Here is a 14,274-nt window from a genome sequence, read left to right on the forward strand (position 1 = left end):
CGGGTCGTTTATGCTCCCGCACCATCCGCGCCTGCTGCTGATGGCCCTGGCGGTCCTGTGGTCTCTCGCGCCAGCGGTCCTCCTCGCTGGCGACGGAGGCGCACCTGGAGGCGCCGCTGCCCCGCTGGCGCTGCGGTTCACCGCGGAGCGCCCGGGTCTGCCGCCGCTCCCTTCCGATGCGCCCCTCCGCCAGACAACCCCTGATCGCGCCGAAGAAACGCCATGGCGTGGTTCACGGGCTCTCTTCTTCGCCTTCCTCTGCCTGTCCCTCATTCCGATCCTCTCACTTGTCGTCGCCTTTGCCCTCAAGCGCCGCTTCGACACCCTCAGCCGTCGGCGGCGTGCATCCGGCAGGTACCGATCTCCCAATGCGCCGTAGTACTACCTCGACGATTTTTGAAGTATCAAATAGCGCCTTGCCTTTCTGGGCAAAGTCATTGCATACTAAGAACAGACGGGTTTGTTGTCGGAGACTTGCGTCTCATTGCCAGCCTCCCGCCGCTGGCAGGAGGCGCCCGGTTGCCTCCCCGGCGGGGGAGGGTCAGGGAGGGGCAGGGGGGATAAACCTGCAACGTAAGCGAGGCCCTGCCAGGCCTTTTCCCACTGCTTGGCGGCAAAGCCGCCTGGTTGTCTAACGTGTCGAGGAGGAGCTACAATCGATGCCGCTGCTGTTGCATTTGATGATGGCCGGGGTGTGGGCCTCAACCGTCATCATTCACACGCGCCGTTTGTTTCGTCTTGCTCGCGTCGAGCAGTTGGCTCGGTGGGAAGACCGTGTGCGCCTCCGCTCGGGTGCGAACCGGATCTGGTGGTGGTTGGGCCAGCAGGAGTTCTGGCGCGGTGTGATTCCTGATTGCCTGCGGGCAATGGAGATTACGGCGATGATCTTCCTCATCGCCTGGGGCATGAGCAGATAACTACGCAGACGCCTGCGCTGCGCACGAGCGAGGTGAGAGGCTGTTCCTGGTAAGGCAAGGCCCTCTCAAAACCTCCCCTGTGGGGCCTATGTTCACCGATTTGCACGTGCAGTGGGCGGCTGTGGCCTTTGGCTGGCTGGCTGATTTCTCGCTCCGCATCCTCATTCAAGTGACCCTTGGCTGGCTCGGCGCAACTTCCGTGTTCGTCGCGCCGAGCCTCCACAAGCCGCTGCACGTGTTCATCCTCGCGCTGCTCCTCGGCGCTACCGCCACCGGCGGCTTTATCGCCGCGCGCATCGCCGGCGCGGCGTTCACCCTTCACGGCTTACTCGTCGGCGTTACGTCGATTCTGGCGGCGGCGGCAAGCAACCCTGGCCTCGCGCCGGTGCCGCGCCTGCTTGTCGCCGTCCAGGCCCTGGGTCTGTTGAGCGGCGCCCTTGGGGGGCTGCTGGCTTTTTATGTTACCCGCGCACGGACGTCACGGAGATGATGGGCTGCCGGGGGCGCCATCCGGACGAGGTTCGGGGAGTCCCGGATTTCCTGCTCCTCCGACCACCGACCTGGCAGGCGAGGGCGTGGGAAAACCTGGTTTCCCCATCCACGGGCAGGGGCGCGGGGAAAACCGGTTTCCCCGTTCTCTTCCGCCCACCGGCCCTTCGGGCAGAGACGTGGGTGACCTCGGGTTTCCCAGGCGCGCGCAACCTGGAAGGTTGCGCTACAGGAACGCCTCAAAGAGCGGCGGCGGCGGGCTGGCAAGGGCCAGCATCGCGCCCGTGATTGGGTGTCGCAGGCGCAGTTCGGCGGCGTGCAGCAGGTGACCAGGCAGCGGCTGGCCGGCATAGCCGGGCGGGCCGCCGTAGCGCGTGTCGCCGAGCAGGGGATGGCCCAGGTGCGCCAGGTGCAGGCGGATCTGGTGGGTGCGCCCGGTATGGGGTACGGCGATGACCAGCGCGGCATCGCCCAGGGTTCGCGCAACGCGGAAGCTGCTGTGGGCTTCGCGCACGCGCCCGCCGCCCTCGGGCAGCGCCTGTCCCACAGCCTCCAGCGGATAGATGCGCCAGCGCCCCCCGGCTGCCCGGCCGTGGCCGGTGCGCAAGTCAATCGCGCTCCACGGCGGTCTGCCTGCGCAGAGGCCGAGGTAGGTCTTGACCACCTCGCCCGTGGTAAAAGCCGCCTGCAATGCGGCATTGGCAGCAGGCGCCTTGCTCACCAGCAGCAGGCCCGAAGTGTCGCGGTCAAGCTGGTGCGCCAGGTGCAGCGGCGGCGCCGCGCCGTCGCGCGATGTCAGGTAGCGCCCCAGGGCCGCGAGCACGTTGCCTTGAGCGTCCCACGGTGTGGCCCCCACATACCAGCCCGCGCGTTTGTGCACGGCGATCAGCCAGGCATCCTCGTAGGCCAGATCCTCCGCCGTAATGGTTACGTCGGTATAGCCGTCGGCGGGGGGAAAGCGCAGCGTCAGCTCTGCGCCAGCGGGCGCAGGCGCAGCAGCGTCGCTCACCCGGCGCCCGTCGAGCCAGGCCCCGCCCCGGGCTGCCGCAATGGCGCCGGCCTCGCCCGCAAGGCGCGCCGCCAGTTCGCGCAGACCCAGCCCGGCGTCTTCGGGCGCGATGCGATAGGTGATGCGCGACCGTTCCATCCCCGCCTCGCCAGATCCCCCTATAGCGTTTCTCAAAACGATTGACCCGCACCGCCGGCTGCGCGCGCAGCGAGCCGCACGGCTCAGGGTCTTCAGTGGCTCAAGCATTCCGGTCAGTGCTCTAATCCCCGCTCTCCAGCCGTTGCCGCAGCTCTTGCTTTAGATCCCACAGCCGCTGTGAAAGCGAGACGTGGTAAATGTGCGGGTTGACAATACGGCGCACGCCAGCGTCGAGGCGCTCAACGTCGGCCCGACGCCGCTCACGCATCGCTTCCAGGGAAGGCAGTTCGTACACCAACTGGCCCTCGCGCAGCACCTCAACCAGGAGCGGTTCCATTCCCGAAAGCGCCGCTGGCTCCAGGACACGGAACATAGTTGGTTCGCTAGGATGGCGCAACACAATCTGCTCCATCCGCGCTGGATCCTCGTCGTCCAGGCATACCATGTCGGCGGTCGCCAGGCCGCGCCGGTCATAGAGCCGCCAGGTCTGCTTGAGACCGGGAGTGGTCATCTTCGCGGGCGAGTCGGCGATCTTGATCGCCGGACGCCAGGCGTTCCCATCGTGGATGGCCACCAGTTTGTACACCCCGCCGAGGGCGCCCTCGCCGTGTGAAGTGACCAGACGTGTGCCCACGCCGTAGACCAGCCGGTGGATGATTGCGTCGGCATCGGCGCCGTAGCGCCTGGCCTCGGCGGCAATCTGGGTCTGGATCTGCCAGATCACCAGTTCGTCCAGGTCGCTGGAGAGCACGATCACTGTGTCGCTGAACCCGGCCCGGTCGAGCATCAGCGCGGCCTGGATGGCCAGGTAGGCCAGGTCGCCCGAGTCGAGGCGGATGCCCACCGGTTTGTGGCCCTTCGCTCGCAGTTCTTCAAATACCCGGATGGCGTTGGGAACGCCGCTCTCCAGCGTATCCACCGTGTCAACCAGCAGGATGCAGTCATCAGGGTAGACTTCGGCGAAGGCGCGGAAGGCGTCGAGTTCGCTCTGGCCCAGCGCCAGGTAGGCCTGCACCAGGGCGTGAGCATGGGTGCCTTTGGGGGGGAGCCCCAGAGTGCTGGAGAGGCCCACATTAGAGGTAAAATCAGCCCCGCCGATCAACGCCGCGCGGGTGCCGGCATTGGCGCCGCGGTCCTGCCCTCGCCGCAGCCCGAACTCCAGCACCATGCTTGCCCGGCTCACCTCGCGGATGCGCGCAGCTTTGGTGGCGATGAGGGTCTGGTAGTTGATCTGGTTGAGCAGCGCCGTCTCAAGGATCTGGGCCATCGCCAGCGGCCCGCGCACGACGCTCAATGGGACGCCGGGATGCACCACCCGTCCCTCGGGAATGGCGCTGAGGCTGATGGCCTCGAAATGCCCGTGATGGCGCAGGTAGTCGAGGAAGTCGTCGGCGAAGAGCTGTGCGCCGGTGCGGGTGCGCTGGGCCCGCAGGTAGGCCAGATCCTCCTCTCGGAAACGCGCCGCGCGCATCCAGTTCAGCAGCCACTCCAGACCGGCGACCACGCAGTAGCCAGCGGCGTGCAGCCCATAGTCGGGGTAGCGCCGGAAGAAGTGGTCGAACTGAGCCGGCCGCTCGTGCAGCCCGGCCCGAAAGTAGAGCTGGGCCATGGTCAACTGGTACTGGTCGGTGAAGAGGATGCCCTCAGCCGTGCGCTGCTGCTCTGCTCGCATCGTGTCCTCCTTAGGGGAACGAGCCGCCGGGGTAATAGTGTATACTTGACACTAGATGATAGTCTGCCCGGCGTCGGATGTCAAGCCCTGCGGATGCGTGAATATCGGCTATCATGGGGGGAGGGTCCGGGAGGGTGCAGCCCTTCCGGGAAGTGGTGTGCGGCGCAGCCGCATGTGAGAAAGGAACCGCGTATGCGCCCCGATGAGTTTCGACAGGCGGGCCATGCGTTGATTGACTGGATCGCCGCCTACCGGGAGCGCCTCCCCGAACTGCCGGTCTGGTCGCGCGTCAATCCTGGCGCCATCCGCGCGCAGCTCCCCCCCGCGCCTCCGGAGGCCCCCGAGCCGTTTGCCGCGCTGATCGAGGACCTGGAGCGTATCATCCTTCCCGGTCTCTCCCACTGGCAGCATCCGCGCTTCTTCGGCTACTTCCCCGCCAACGCCGCCCTGGCCTCGGTCCTCGGCGACCTGCTCAGCACCGGGTTGGGCCAGCTTGGCCTGAACTGGGAAGCCAGCCCCGCGCTGACGGAGCTGGAAGAGCATATGGCTGACTGGATGCGCCAGCTCTTTGGCCTCTCCGAGGCATGGCGCGGTGTTATCTACGACACGGCCAGCACTGCGACCCTGGTGGCGCTTCTCTGCGCCCGCGAGCGTAGCACCAGTTACAGCCAGACCCGCGGCGGTCTACAGGCCGAGGAGTTGCCCCTGACTGTCTATGCTTCAGCCGAGAGCCACAGTTCAGTGGAGAAAGCCGTGCTGCTCGCCGGCTTCGGGCGTTCGAACCTGCGGATCATCCCCACCGACGAGCGCCACGCGATGCGCGTGGATCTGCTGGCCGATGAGATCGTCGCCGACCTGACCTATGGCCGCCGGCCCTGCGCCGTCGTGGCGACAAGCGGCACGACGGCCACCACCGGGTTCGACCCGCTGGAGCCGATTGCCGCCATCTGCCAGGAGCGCGGCCTGTGGCTGCACGTGGACGCGGCGATGGCCGGCTCGGCGCTCATCCTGCCCGAGTGCCGCTGGATGTGGCAGGGCATTGAGGGGGCCGACAGTCTGGTGCTCAATCCCCACAAGTGGCTCGGCGCGGCCTTCGATTGTTCACTCTTTTACGTGCGCGATGCGCAACACCTGATCCGGGTGATGTCCACCAACCCCAGCTATTTGCAGACCGCGACCGACGGGACGGTGACCAACTTCCGCGACTGGGGCATTCCGCTGGGGCGGCGCTTCCGCGCCCTCAAGCTGTGGTTCCTGCTGCGTCTGGAGGGGGTGGAAGCCCTGCGCGCCCGCCTGCGCCGCGATCTGGCCGCTGCCCGGTGGCTCGCCGACCAGGTTCGCGCGACCCCGGCATGGCGCCTGCTCAATACGGTGCACCTGCAAACGGTCTGTGTGCGCCACGAGCCGCCCGGGCTGGAAGGCGAGGCCCTTGATCGCCACACCCTCGACTGGGTCGGGCGGATCAACGCCTCAGGCGCGGCCTTCCTGACCCCGGCGGTGCTCGATGGGCGCTGGATGTGCCGGGTGAGCATCGGCGCCGAGCCGACCACCCATGCCGATGTTGCCGCCCTGTGGGCCTTGATGCGTCAGGAGGCGGAGGGCGTCAGAGGAGTCGCGTTCTAGGGGGGTGTGGAGATGTGGAAGTGTGGAGATGTAGAGGTGTAGAGATGTGGAGGTGTAATACGCAGGTTGCGCTCAGTCGTACCGGATCGCTGTCGGTACGCAGCGGCGTAGAGAAGGCTGTGGTGCACAGACCTGTGTTGTATGGTTCGGCGCAACCTCGTCCAAAGTCCCCCCACCTCCACACCTCCACACCTCCACACCTCCACAGTTCATACAACCCTAGAGATGCAGCGCCGCGCCATGCGCCAGGGCGTGGGCGGCCTCGCCGATGGCTTCGTGCAGCGTCGGGTGCGCATGGATGGTCTGCACCAGGCTCTCGCCGGTGGCCTCGTGGGTCAGGGCCAGCCCTCCTTCGCCAATTATCTCGGTGACGCGGGGGCCGATCAGGTGCACGCCCAGGATCTCGCCGTACTGCTGGTCAGCAACGACCTTGACGAACCCGAAGCGGCTCTGGCCGAGCACCCGCGCCTTGCCGTTGGCCGAGAAGGGGAAGCGCCCCACCTTCACCTGGTAGCCCTGCTCCTTCGCCTGGGCCTCGGTCAGGCCGACGCTGGCGATCTCAGGGTTGCAGTACGTGCAGGCAGGGATCTTGCGGTAATCCAGCGGCGTCACGTGCAGCCCGGCGATGTGCTCGACCGCCAGGATGCCTTCGGCGCTGGCCTTGTGGGCCAGCCAGGGCGTGGCCGCCACGCAGTCGCCAATGGCGTAGATCCCCTCGGCGGCGCGCATGTAGCCGTCGGTCTCGATGAATCCGCGGGCGTTGCGCTTCACGCCGGCCTCTTCCAGGCCGATGTTCTCAGTGTTCGGCGTAATGCCGATGGCGACCAGGAGCTTCTCCACGGCGATCTGCCGGGCCTTGCCGCCAGCATCGATAAGCGTAACAACCACCTGCTCCCCGCCGGCGTCAATGCTCTCCACGCGGGCTCCGGCCAGCGTCTTGATCCCCCGGCGCTGGAACGCTTTAGCCAGTTCGGCGGAGACCTCTTCGTCTTCGTTGGGCACGATGCGCGGCAGCGCCTCAACCAGGGTCACCTCGGCCCCGAAGGCGCGGTACATCGAGGCGAACTCCACCCCGATCGCCCCCGCGCCGATCGCCAGCAGGCTCTCCGGCACGGCAGTGAGCCGCAGCGCATCGGTGGAGGAGAGCACCCGCTGCCCGTCGAACTCTACGCCGGGAAACGGTCGCGGACGCGCCCCGGTCGCCACGATGATCTGCTTGCCGGTCAGGGTGCGCTCGCCGCCCTCGTTCAGACGCACGTGCACTTGACCGCGCCCTGCCAGCCGTCCCCAACCGGCTACCACCTCGACCTTGTTCTTCTTCATCAGGTAACTCACGCCGTCGGTGCTGGCCTTGACCACGGCGTCTTTATGCTGCATCGCGCCGCCGAGGTCGAAGCTAAGCCCCTCGACGTTGATGCCGAAGCGTTTTCCTTCGCGCACCTCGTCGAGCAGGTCCGCGCTGTGCAATAACGCCTTGGTGGGAATGCAGCCGACGTTCAGACACACGCCGCCGAGTTGACCTGCCTCGACCAGCGCCACGCGCATTCCCAACTGGCTGGCCCGCACCGCGGCGACATAGCCGCCCGGCCCCGAGCCGATGATCACCACATCGTAGACGCTCTCGCTCACGGGAATTGCCTTTCTTTCTCTCATATGGCAAACCTGGTTCCCATAGAAACCCGCCGCCCAGCATCGGAATGATCGTCGAGCCGCGGCTTTCTCTCATATGGCAAACCTGGTTTCCATAGAAACCTGTATGCCACGATTGAGATGAAAAGAGAATGCTCAGGAGGGTGCGGCCCTCCCAGACCGACAGGGGAGCTCAAGGTTGACAGAGGCGGTTCGCGAACCGCCCCACGAGCGGGTTCGCCGGCTGTGCTGCCCGTTCATTGTAGCACGGGCGCTCGCGCCCAATCCGGCGCGGTTCCAGCACGCCGGTTCAGACGTTACCACGCCATCAACCGCCTCTTCATACCCCAATCCAAAATCCAAAATCCAAAATCCAAAACTCCCTTAGCCGATCAGAATCTGCTCCTCTGGATACTGCACCAGTTGAGTGCGCCGTTGCTGCCCGGCGATGGCGACGACGATGGTCAGCGCGCCCAGGCGCCCCCAGAACATCACCAGGCAGATCACCAGTTGCCCGAACAGGTTCAACTCCGTGGTCAGGCCCAGGCTCAGGCCGCAGGTGGCAAAAGCCGAGACCACTTCGAAGACCACCGGCTCCAGGGGCGAGTCGTGGGTCATGGCTATCAGCCATGACGCCAGCAGAGTAACCAGCAGGCTGATGGTCAACACCGCCCCCGCCTTGCGCGAGGTGCCCGCCGCCAGCGAGCGCCCGCCGAACTGGGCCGTGGGCAGCCCGCGGGCGTAGCTCCACAACGAGATGGTCATAATCGCGAAGGTGCCGGTGGTAATGCCGCCACCCATTGACGCGGGGGCGCAGCCGATGAACATCAGCGTGATCATGAGCAACTGGCTCGGGGCGCTCAGTTCGTCGAAATGAGCGATGCCCACAAAGCCGGCGGTGCGCGCCGATACTGACTGGAACAGGCAGATCAGCAGGGCGCGCAGGGGGTTCTCTCCGGCGAGGGCGCCCGTGCTGCGGATCTCGGCGACCCAGAAGCCAAGTGTGCCGCCCACGACCAGGAAGGAGACCACGATCAGCGTCAGGCGCGTGTGCAGCGACAGGCGTCGCTCGCGATAGTAGGTCAGCAGGTCGGCGATGACGGGAATCCCCAGGCCGCCGATGAAGATCAGCGTGCCCATGATCGCCAGGGTGAGATTGTCGCGTGGAATGCCTTCGGGAAAGCCGGGCGTGCCGGTGAAGAGATCGAAACCGGCATTGCAGAAGGCCGAGACGGCGTGGAAGATGGCATAAAAGAGCGCCTGCCACTCGCTAAGGCGCTCGTCGGTGCGCCAGTGCAGGTAGAGCAGCAGCGCGCCCAGGCCCTCGAACAGCAGCACGGTGGTCAGCACCCGCTTGGTGAGCGAAACGATCGCCGCGGGTGAGAGCAGGCCCAGCGAGTCGCTCAGCGCCACGCGTTCGGTCAGGCCGATGCGCCGTCCCAGCAGCCGCAGGATCACCACCGCGACAACCATGAACCCGACGCCGCCGACCTGAATGCCGGTCAGGAGCAGAATCTGGCCCACCAGCGAGAGATCCTGCGACGCGGTGATGGTTGACAGCCCCGTGACGCTCAGGGCCGAAACGGCGGTGAATAAAGCGTCGTTCCAGGCCAGAGGGCGCTCGCGGCCGGATACTGGCAGCATCAGCAAGAGGGTGCCCAGGCTGACCAGCAGGGCCAGCCCGCCCACAATGCGTGGCGCCGGGCGCAGGGGTCGCCGGGTTGCGCCGGCCGGAACGCGCCCCGATCGGGCCAGTTGACCGCGAGCGATCCGCATTTATCTGGCCTGGTTGCAAAAGCTGCTGATGGACTGATCCGAACCGATCACCAGGATCATATCATCACGCGCGAACACCATGTCGGCGGAGGGAGTGACGAACATCTGCGAGCCGCGCTTGATCGCCAGCACGTTGATGCCGAAGCGTTTACGCAACCCGCTGGTCATAAGCGACTGGCCCACCAGCCAGTTCGGCACACGCACCTCGGCCACGCTGAAGCCCGAACCCAGGTCAAGATGATCAAGCACTCGCGGCTCGGCCAGGCGCCATGCCAGCCGGGCGCCTGCCTCGTGTTCGGGCAGCACCACCTGGTCCGCGCCGACGCGCAGCAGGATCTGCTGCTGGCGCTCACTGACCGCCTTGCAGACCACCCGTTTCACGCCCATGCTTTTCAGCGTCACCGTGGTCATTAGATTGTTTTCAAAGTGCGTGCCGATCGCCACCACCACGGTTTCAAAGGAGGTGATGTCCACGGCGCGCAGGGCGTCTTCGTTCGTGGAGTCCAGGGCTACGATCTGGGTGATACGGTCGGCCAGTTTCTGAACAATTTCGGGGTCGCGGTCAATTCCCAGCACCGTGTAGCCGCGCTCGATGAGATTCAGGGCCACGGCGCTGCCGAAGCGCCCCAGGCCGATCACTGCGAACTCCTGGCTGCCGTTTCGACGGGCCATCCCCGTTACCTTCCTGATCCTACGTTCATCGTAGGCTTGCCTGTGCCAACTTTCTCATGCGCCCCTCATTGTACAACGCTTCCGCGCTTTATCTACTTGCATAGATGCTTTTTCAAAGCCGGTTGGAGGATGTGGGGAAACCTGGTTTCCCCACGCCTCTGCCGGCAGGGGTGGGGGGCGCGGCCCGCCCGGCGCGGGTTGAAGGGATGCGGGGCAACCAGGGTTCACCCCGCCCCTGCGGGCGGAGGAGAGCGGACGAGACCCGCCCAGGGCAGGATGCAGGGAGGTGGGGACGCCAGGTTTCCTCTCGCCCCTGCCAGCGGGAAAAGCGGTGACACAGCGATTGTTCGTTGGACCCCATCAGCCCTCAGTTTTCTCTTTCTCTGCCCCCCGGCAGCGCGCTCCGATGTGCTACAATGCCGGCGCTATGAGTGACGCGCCACTGTTGATTGATACGCACGCCCACCTGGCGATGAGCCAGTTTGACGAGGATCGTGAGGCGGTGATCGCCCGCGCCCGGGCCGCTGGCGTGGCTCGCATGATCGAAATCGGCTACGACCTGCCCTCCTCCCGGGCCGCGGTGGCCCTGGCTGAACGCCATCCCGCCATCTACGCCGTGGTTGGCCTGCAGCCCAATCACATCCACGAGGCCCCGCCCGACTATCTGGAGCAGGTGCGCGCCCTGGCCGCGCATCCGAAGGTGGTCGCCATCGGCGAGATCGGTCTCGACTACTACTGGATGCGCGTTCCCCCCGCCACCCAGGAGGAGGTCTTTCGCGCCCAGCTCGCCCTTGCTCGCAACCTGGGGTTGCCGGTGGTGATCCACAGCCGCGACGCGCAGGCCGATACACTGCGCATCCTCGCCGACGCGGCCCGCGGCCAGACCGGGGTGATGCATGCCTTCTCCGGCGACTGGGCCTATGCGCAGGCCTGCCTCGACATCGGCTTCATGCTCTCGTTCAGCGGAACCCTGACCTATGCCAAAGCCGCCGCCCTGCACCAGGTCGCCCGGCAGGCGCCGCTCGCTATGCTGCTGACCGAAACCGATAGCCCTTATCTGTCTCCCAACCCCTACCGCGGCCAGCGCAATGAACCTGCCTATGTGCGCCTGGTGGTCGAGCGACTCGCTGCACTGCGCAATGAGCTGCTGGCCTACGTGGCCGCTCAGGTGTGGGCGAACGCCGGGCGCCTGTTTACCTTCGGTGAGCGGCACGGGTAAGATGGGGTCGTGGGAAGATGCCAATCCTGTGGACCTGACCATCTCGGTTGGGCTGTCCGGATGACAGCGGAGTAGCGAAACCCGGTTTCCCCATGTCCCTGACCGGTGGCGGGGCCGCCGGCGCCCTACCGTCGGGCCGGGGGATGGGGAAACCCGGTTTCCCCGTACCCCTCCGAACAGCTATTGTTGACATCAACTCACCTATGGCAGCCGGAACCCACCCATCTCCCGCGCCAGGCCCGGCGTGCACCCTGGGCGCGCTGCTCCCCGGCGCGCTGCTGATCCTGCTGATGACCGGCTCGGTCGTGTACGCGCTCTCGGTGTCGGGCTGGGCGCCTGGCCTGGAGGCGCTGCGGCCCATGGCCCTCCTCGGCCTGCTGTGCGGAGTCGTCTTTGCCGGGCTGCCCTGGCTGCCCCGCTGGGTCGCCCACCTTCTCAGCGCGGCTCTGGCGCTCACCTGGGTCGTGCATGCCCTGGCCCCCTTGCTCGACGAGCGCCTGCTGACCTGGCGCGACCGGGCCACCGATCTGCTCATTCGCGGGCTGATCTGGGCGCGCGTTCTCAGTTCAGGCGGGCGTGGCGAGGATATCGCTCTCTACGTGCTGGCCCTCTGCCTGCTCTGCTGGGGGCTGGCCTATGGCACGGCCTGGGCCGTGCTGCGCGAGGGCCAGGTCTGGCGTCCGATCATTATGAACGCGACCATCGCCCTGGTCAACTACACCTATGTCCAGCCCAAGCCGACGACGGCTTTCTTCATTTTCCTTGGGGCCGCGCTGCTGCTGCTAGTGTATCAGAACATGCGCCAGCGCCTGGCGTTCTGGGATGCCTGGCAGATCGAGCATCCCGATCTGCTGCCGGTCCATGTGCTCTGGTCCGCGACCCTGGTCTGCGCGGCGCTGATTGCCCTCACCGCGCTGTTGCCCGGCAGCGTATCGGTGGATCGGGCCACGCGCACCTGGGCGGTGTTGAGCAGCCCCGTCCGCCTGGCCCGCGAGCAGTGGGAAGATATGTTCAGCACCATCAGCGCCCCGCCGGGCGCCGGCAGCGGGGCCTTTACCTCCCGTGGCGCGGCCCTGGGCGGGGCGCGGCGCCTCGGCGACGAGGTGGTGATGACCGTGCGCTCCATGCGCTACGAGTACTGGCGCGCCGTGGCCTTCGACCGCTACGACGGGGCCAGGTGGGAAAACACCACCGGCGAACAGGCTCGCGCCACCCTTGGCGCCGCCACCCCCGAACAGGCCCGCACCCCCCGCGCCGCCAATGAACCCATTCCCCTCGCCGATCTACGCGGGCGGCGCGAGATCACCCAGACGGTTACGCTGGCCAGGGATCGCCTGGATGACCTGGTGGTGGTCGGCGGCGCAGCGCGGAGCCTCAGTCTGCCGGCGCTGGTGGAACACAACTATCTCCTCGACGAGAGCGGCGCCGCCCGGCCCAATTTCGACGATAGCGCGCTCATCGTCGCCCGTCAGCGCCTCAGCGCCGGGACAACCTACAGCGTCACCGCCCTGGTCTCCTTCGCCGACATCAGCAGCCTGCGCGCCGCTGGCGATGACTACCCCCGCTGGGTGCGCGAGCGCTACCTGCAGTTGCCCGACAGCGTCACCCCGCGCACCCGCGAACTGGCCGCCCGACTGGTGAGTGAAGCTGGCGCGCTCACCGCCTACGATCAGGCCGTGGTCATTCAGGACTACCTGCGCACCTTGCGTTACAACGAGAGCATCGCCACCCCGCCCGCCGGCAGAGATCTGGTAGACTGGTTCCTCTTCGAGCAGCGCGAGGGCTACTGCGACTATTTCGCTTCGGCCATGGTGGTGATGTTACGCTCGCAGGGCATCCCCGCCCGCTGGGTGCGCGGCTACGCCGGGGGCGAATTTGATGTCGAACGGGGAGTCTACGTGGTGCGCGAGAGCGTGGCCCATAGCTGGCCCGAAGTCTACTTTCCCGGCTTCGGCTGGGAGCGCTTCGAGCCGACCCCAGCGGCCTACACCAGCCCGCCACAGCGCCCGCTGACCGGCGCCTTCGGCGAGGACGCCGCGGACACGACGGCAAGCGGCGTCGCGCCCCGCGACACCCGCGACCTGATCGAGGAGCTTGACGAAGGGTTAGAGCCGAGCCGCGCCCCGGTCATCGTGCAGGTGCAGGGCGGCGCACCCCGCGGTCTGCCGCTCATCGGCGTGGCGCTGGCGATTGCCGCGCTGGGCGCAGGAACGCTGTACGGGGTATGGCGCCGCGAAACGCGGGGGCTGGGGGCCGTCGCGGCAACCTATGCGGGCATGGCCCTCCTGGCCGGCTGGGGCGGACTACCCCAGCGTCCCTCACAGACCCCTGAGGAGTATGCCGAAGCTCTCGGAGCGGCCCTGCCCGCGCATCGCCATACCATTCGCGCCATTGCCCGCGCCTACGCCGGTGAGCGTTACCGCGGGCGTCCGGACCCCCTGCCCCCCGCCGAAGCGATCGGGGCGTTGCGGCGGGCGCTCATCCGCCGGGTGATCAGCCGTGGGCGGTGGGAGTAAGAGCGGGATCTTGGTGCAAGGCCCAGGCGACCTATTCCGGGATTGGCACGACGCCGATTGCCTCCGGACGCGCCGCGCCCGATCCAGAGTCCGCCATAGCGTTAGCGCGGCATCGTGTGGGCCAACGTAAAAAGAATCTTGAAAACGAGGGGCCAGGAGGCGAGAACCACCGCCACGCCAGTAACAAAGAAGAATAGATGCCGGCCCCATCGGCGCGGTCGCGAGTTGAGGCTGCTTGCTTCAAGCACGATCGAAATGAGCGCTGGCGCTGATCCTCCGATCAGCAGGATGGGGGTCAGCCAGAGACTGTACGAGACCCCAATCCACACGGATAGCACGGCAATACCCGCTACGAAAGCAAATCCCGCATACGCCGTAACCCAGCGTTCAGTATCGACGACGCCGGTGGCAAGGTGGGTCGTCTCCTTGAAGGCGGAACGGATCATCAGGACGATACAGCCGAAGGCGGCAATCAGCAACAGCGTCGGGAACACGATGTGGTAATGCATACAACCCTGTGCTCCTCTCTGGCGAGCAGTTGTACGGTGATCAGAGAGATTAATGGTACGGACTCGAACAGTTTCTGGGGAATGCTGGCGCTTGCCGGTGCGCAA

General features: G+C 66.5%; 12 protein-coding genes. 6 read left to right on the plus strand and 6 right to left on the minus strand.

All coding sequences use genetic code 11. From position 1 onward, the window contains the following. Window positions 1–10: 10 nt before the first annotated feature. From NZU74_00900 to NZU74_00910, 3 genes are all read left to right on the plus strand, one after another. On the plus strand, window positions 11–379 hold the full coding sequence (locus NZU74_00900) for a hypothetical protein (GenBank protein MCS6879868.1): 369 nt from the start codon (window positions 11–13) through the stop codon (window positions 377–379). 280 nt (window positions 380–659) lie between these two features. After that, the gene (locus tag NZU74_00905) at window positions 660–917 is read left to right on the plus strand and encodes a hypothetical protein (GenBank protein MCS6879869.1); all 258 of its coding nucleotides are present in this window, start codon (window positions 660–662) and stop codon (window positions 915–917) included. An 88-nt stretch (window positions 918–1,005) separates the two neighbouring features. Further along, complete coding sequence (locus NZU74_00910; protein ID MCS6879870.1) at window positions 1,006–1,407, plus strand: TIGR04086 family membrane protein; 402 nt, start codon at window positions 1,006–1,008, stop codon at window positions 1,405–1,407. Between the two features lie 225 nt (window positions 1,408–1,632). On the opposite strand, the gene NZU74_00915 is transcribed toward NZU74_00910, so the two are convergent. Together NZU74_00915 and NZU74_00920 are read right to left on the minus strand one after the other, a co-directional pair. Beyond that, window positions 1,633–2,553: an RluA family pseudouridine synthase gene (locus NZU74_00915; GenBank protein MCS6879871.1), complete on the minus strand. Its 921-nt coding sequence runs from the start codon at window positions 2,551–2,553 to the stop codon at window positions 1,633–1,635. A 121-nt stretch (window positions 2,554–2,674) separates the two neighbouring features. Continuing rightward, a complete protein-coding gene (locus NZU74_00920) occupies window positions 2,675–4,225 on the minus strand; it encodes a nicotinate phosphoribosyltransferase (protein MCS6879872.1) in 1,551 nt (516 codons plus the stop codon). 192 nt (window positions 4,226–4,417) lie between these two features. On the opposite strand from NZU74_00920, the gene NZU74_00925 reads away from it, so the two are divergent. Further along, window positions 4,418–5,848, plus strand: coding sequence for a pyridoxal-dependent decarboxylase (locus tag NZU74_00925; GenBank protein MCS6879873.1), 1,431 nt, complete (start codon window positions 4,418–4,420; stop codon window positions 5,846–5,848). Window positions 5,849–6,067: 219 nt separating this feature from the next. Here NZU74_00925 and lpdA read toward each other — a convergent pair whose 3' ends face one another. The 3 genes from lpdA to NZU74_00940 form a co-directional block, all read right to left on the minus strand. Further along, complete coding sequence (gene lpdA, locus NZU74_00930) at window positions 6,068–7,477, minus strand: dihydrolipoyl dehydrogenase (protein MCS6879874.1); 1,410 nt, start codon at window positions 7,475–7,477, stop codon at window positions 6,068–6,070. 384 nt (window positions 7,478–7,861) lie between these two features. Continuing rightward, window positions 7,862–9,253 carry a potassium transporter gene (locus NZU74_00935; protein MCS6879875.1) on the minus strand — a complete coding sequence of 464 codons (1,392 nt, stop codon included), beginning with the start codon at window positions 9,251–9,253 and terminating at the stop codon, window positions 7,862–7,864. After that, window positions 9,254–9,925, minus strand: a complete 672-nt coding sequence (locus tag NZU74_00940; GenBank protein ID MCS6879876.1) for a TrkA family potassium uptake protein — start codon at window positions 9,923–9,925, stop codon at window positions 9,254–9,256. A 427-nt stretch (window positions 9,926–10,352) separates the two neighbouring features. On the opposite strand from NZU74_00940, the gene NZU74_00945 reads away from it, so the two are divergent. Together NZU74_00945 and NZU74_00950 are read left to right on the plus strand one after the other, a co-directional pair. Beyond that, entirely contained in the window at window positions 10,353–11,144 is a 792-nt protein-coding gene (locus tag NZU74_00945; GenBank protein ID MCS6879877.1) for a TatD family hydrolase, read from the plus strand. 203 nt (window positions 11,145–11,347) lie between these two features. Continuing rightward, window positions 11,348–13,660 carry a DUF4129 domain-containing transglutaminase family protein gene (locus NZU74_00950; GenBank protein MCS6879878.1) on the plus strand — a complete coding sequence of 771 codons (2,313 nt, stop codon included), beginning with the start codon at window positions 11,348–11,350 and terminating at the stop codon, window positions 13,658–13,660. Between the two features lie 101 nt (window positions 13,661–13,761). Here the strand turns inward: NZU74_00950 and NZU74_00955 are convergent, their stop codons facing one another. After that, window positions 13,762–14,169 (minus strand): hypothetical protein, encoded by a 408-nt coding sequence (locus NZU74_00955; protein ID MCS6879879.1) that lies wholly within the window; start codon window positions 14,167–14,169, stop codon window positions 13,762–13,764. Between the last annotated feature and the right edge of the window lie 105 nt (window positions 14,170–14,274).

The sequence above is a fragment of the Chloroflexaceae bacterium genome (assembly GCA_025057155.1).
Lineage (GTDB): Bacteria > Chloroflexota > Chloroflexia > Chloroflexales > Chloroflexaceae > JACAEO01.

Excerpts from the sequence above, each read along its gene's own strand:
- NZU74_00940 (MCS6879876.1), bottom strand. The coding sequence starts at position 9,925 with ATGGCCCGTCGAAACGGCAGCCAGGAGTTCGCAGTGATCGGCCTGGGG.
- NZU74_00935 (MCS6879875.1), bottom strand. The coding sequence starts at position 9,253 with ATGCGGATCGCTCGCGGTCAACTGGCCCGATCGGGGCGCGTTCCGGCC.
- NZU74_00915 (MCS6879871.1), bottom strand. The coding sequence starts at position 2,553 with ATGGAACGGTCGCGCATCACCTATCGCATCGCGCCCGAAGACGCCGGG.
- NZU74_00945 (MCS6879877.1), top strand. The coding sequence starts at position 10,353 with ATGAGTGACGCGCCACTGTTGATTGATACGCACGCCCACCTGGCGATG.
- NZU74_00955 (MCS6879879.1), bottom strand. The coding sequence starts at position 14,169 with ATGCATTACCACATCGTGTTCCCGACGCTGTTGCTGATTGCCGCCTTC.
- NZU74_00950 (MCS6879878.1), top strand. The coding sequence starts at position 11,348 with ATGGCAGCCGGAACCCACCCATCTCCCGCGCCAGGCCCGGCGTGCACC.
- NZU74_00925 (MCS6879873.1), top strand. The coding sequence starts at position 4,418 with ATGCGCCCCGATGAGTTTCGACAGGCGGGCCATGCGTTGATTGACTGG.
- NZU74_00910 (MCS6879870.1), top strand. The coding sequence starts at position 1,006 with ATGTTCACCGATTTGCACGTGCAGTGGGCGGCTGTGGCCTTTGGCTGG.
- NZU74_00900 (MCS6879868.1), top strand. The coding sequence starts at position 11 with ATGCTCCCGCACCATCCGCGCCTGCTGCTGATGGCCCTGGCGGTCCTG.
- NZU74_00920 (MCS6879872.1), bottom strand. The coding sequence starts at position 4,225 with ATGCGAGCAGAGCAGCAGCGCACGGCTGAGGGCATCCTCTTCACCGAC.
- NZU74_00905 (MCS6879869.1), top strand. The coding sequence starts at position 660 with ATGCCGCTGCTGTTGCATTTGATGATGGCCGGGGTGTGGGCCTCAACC.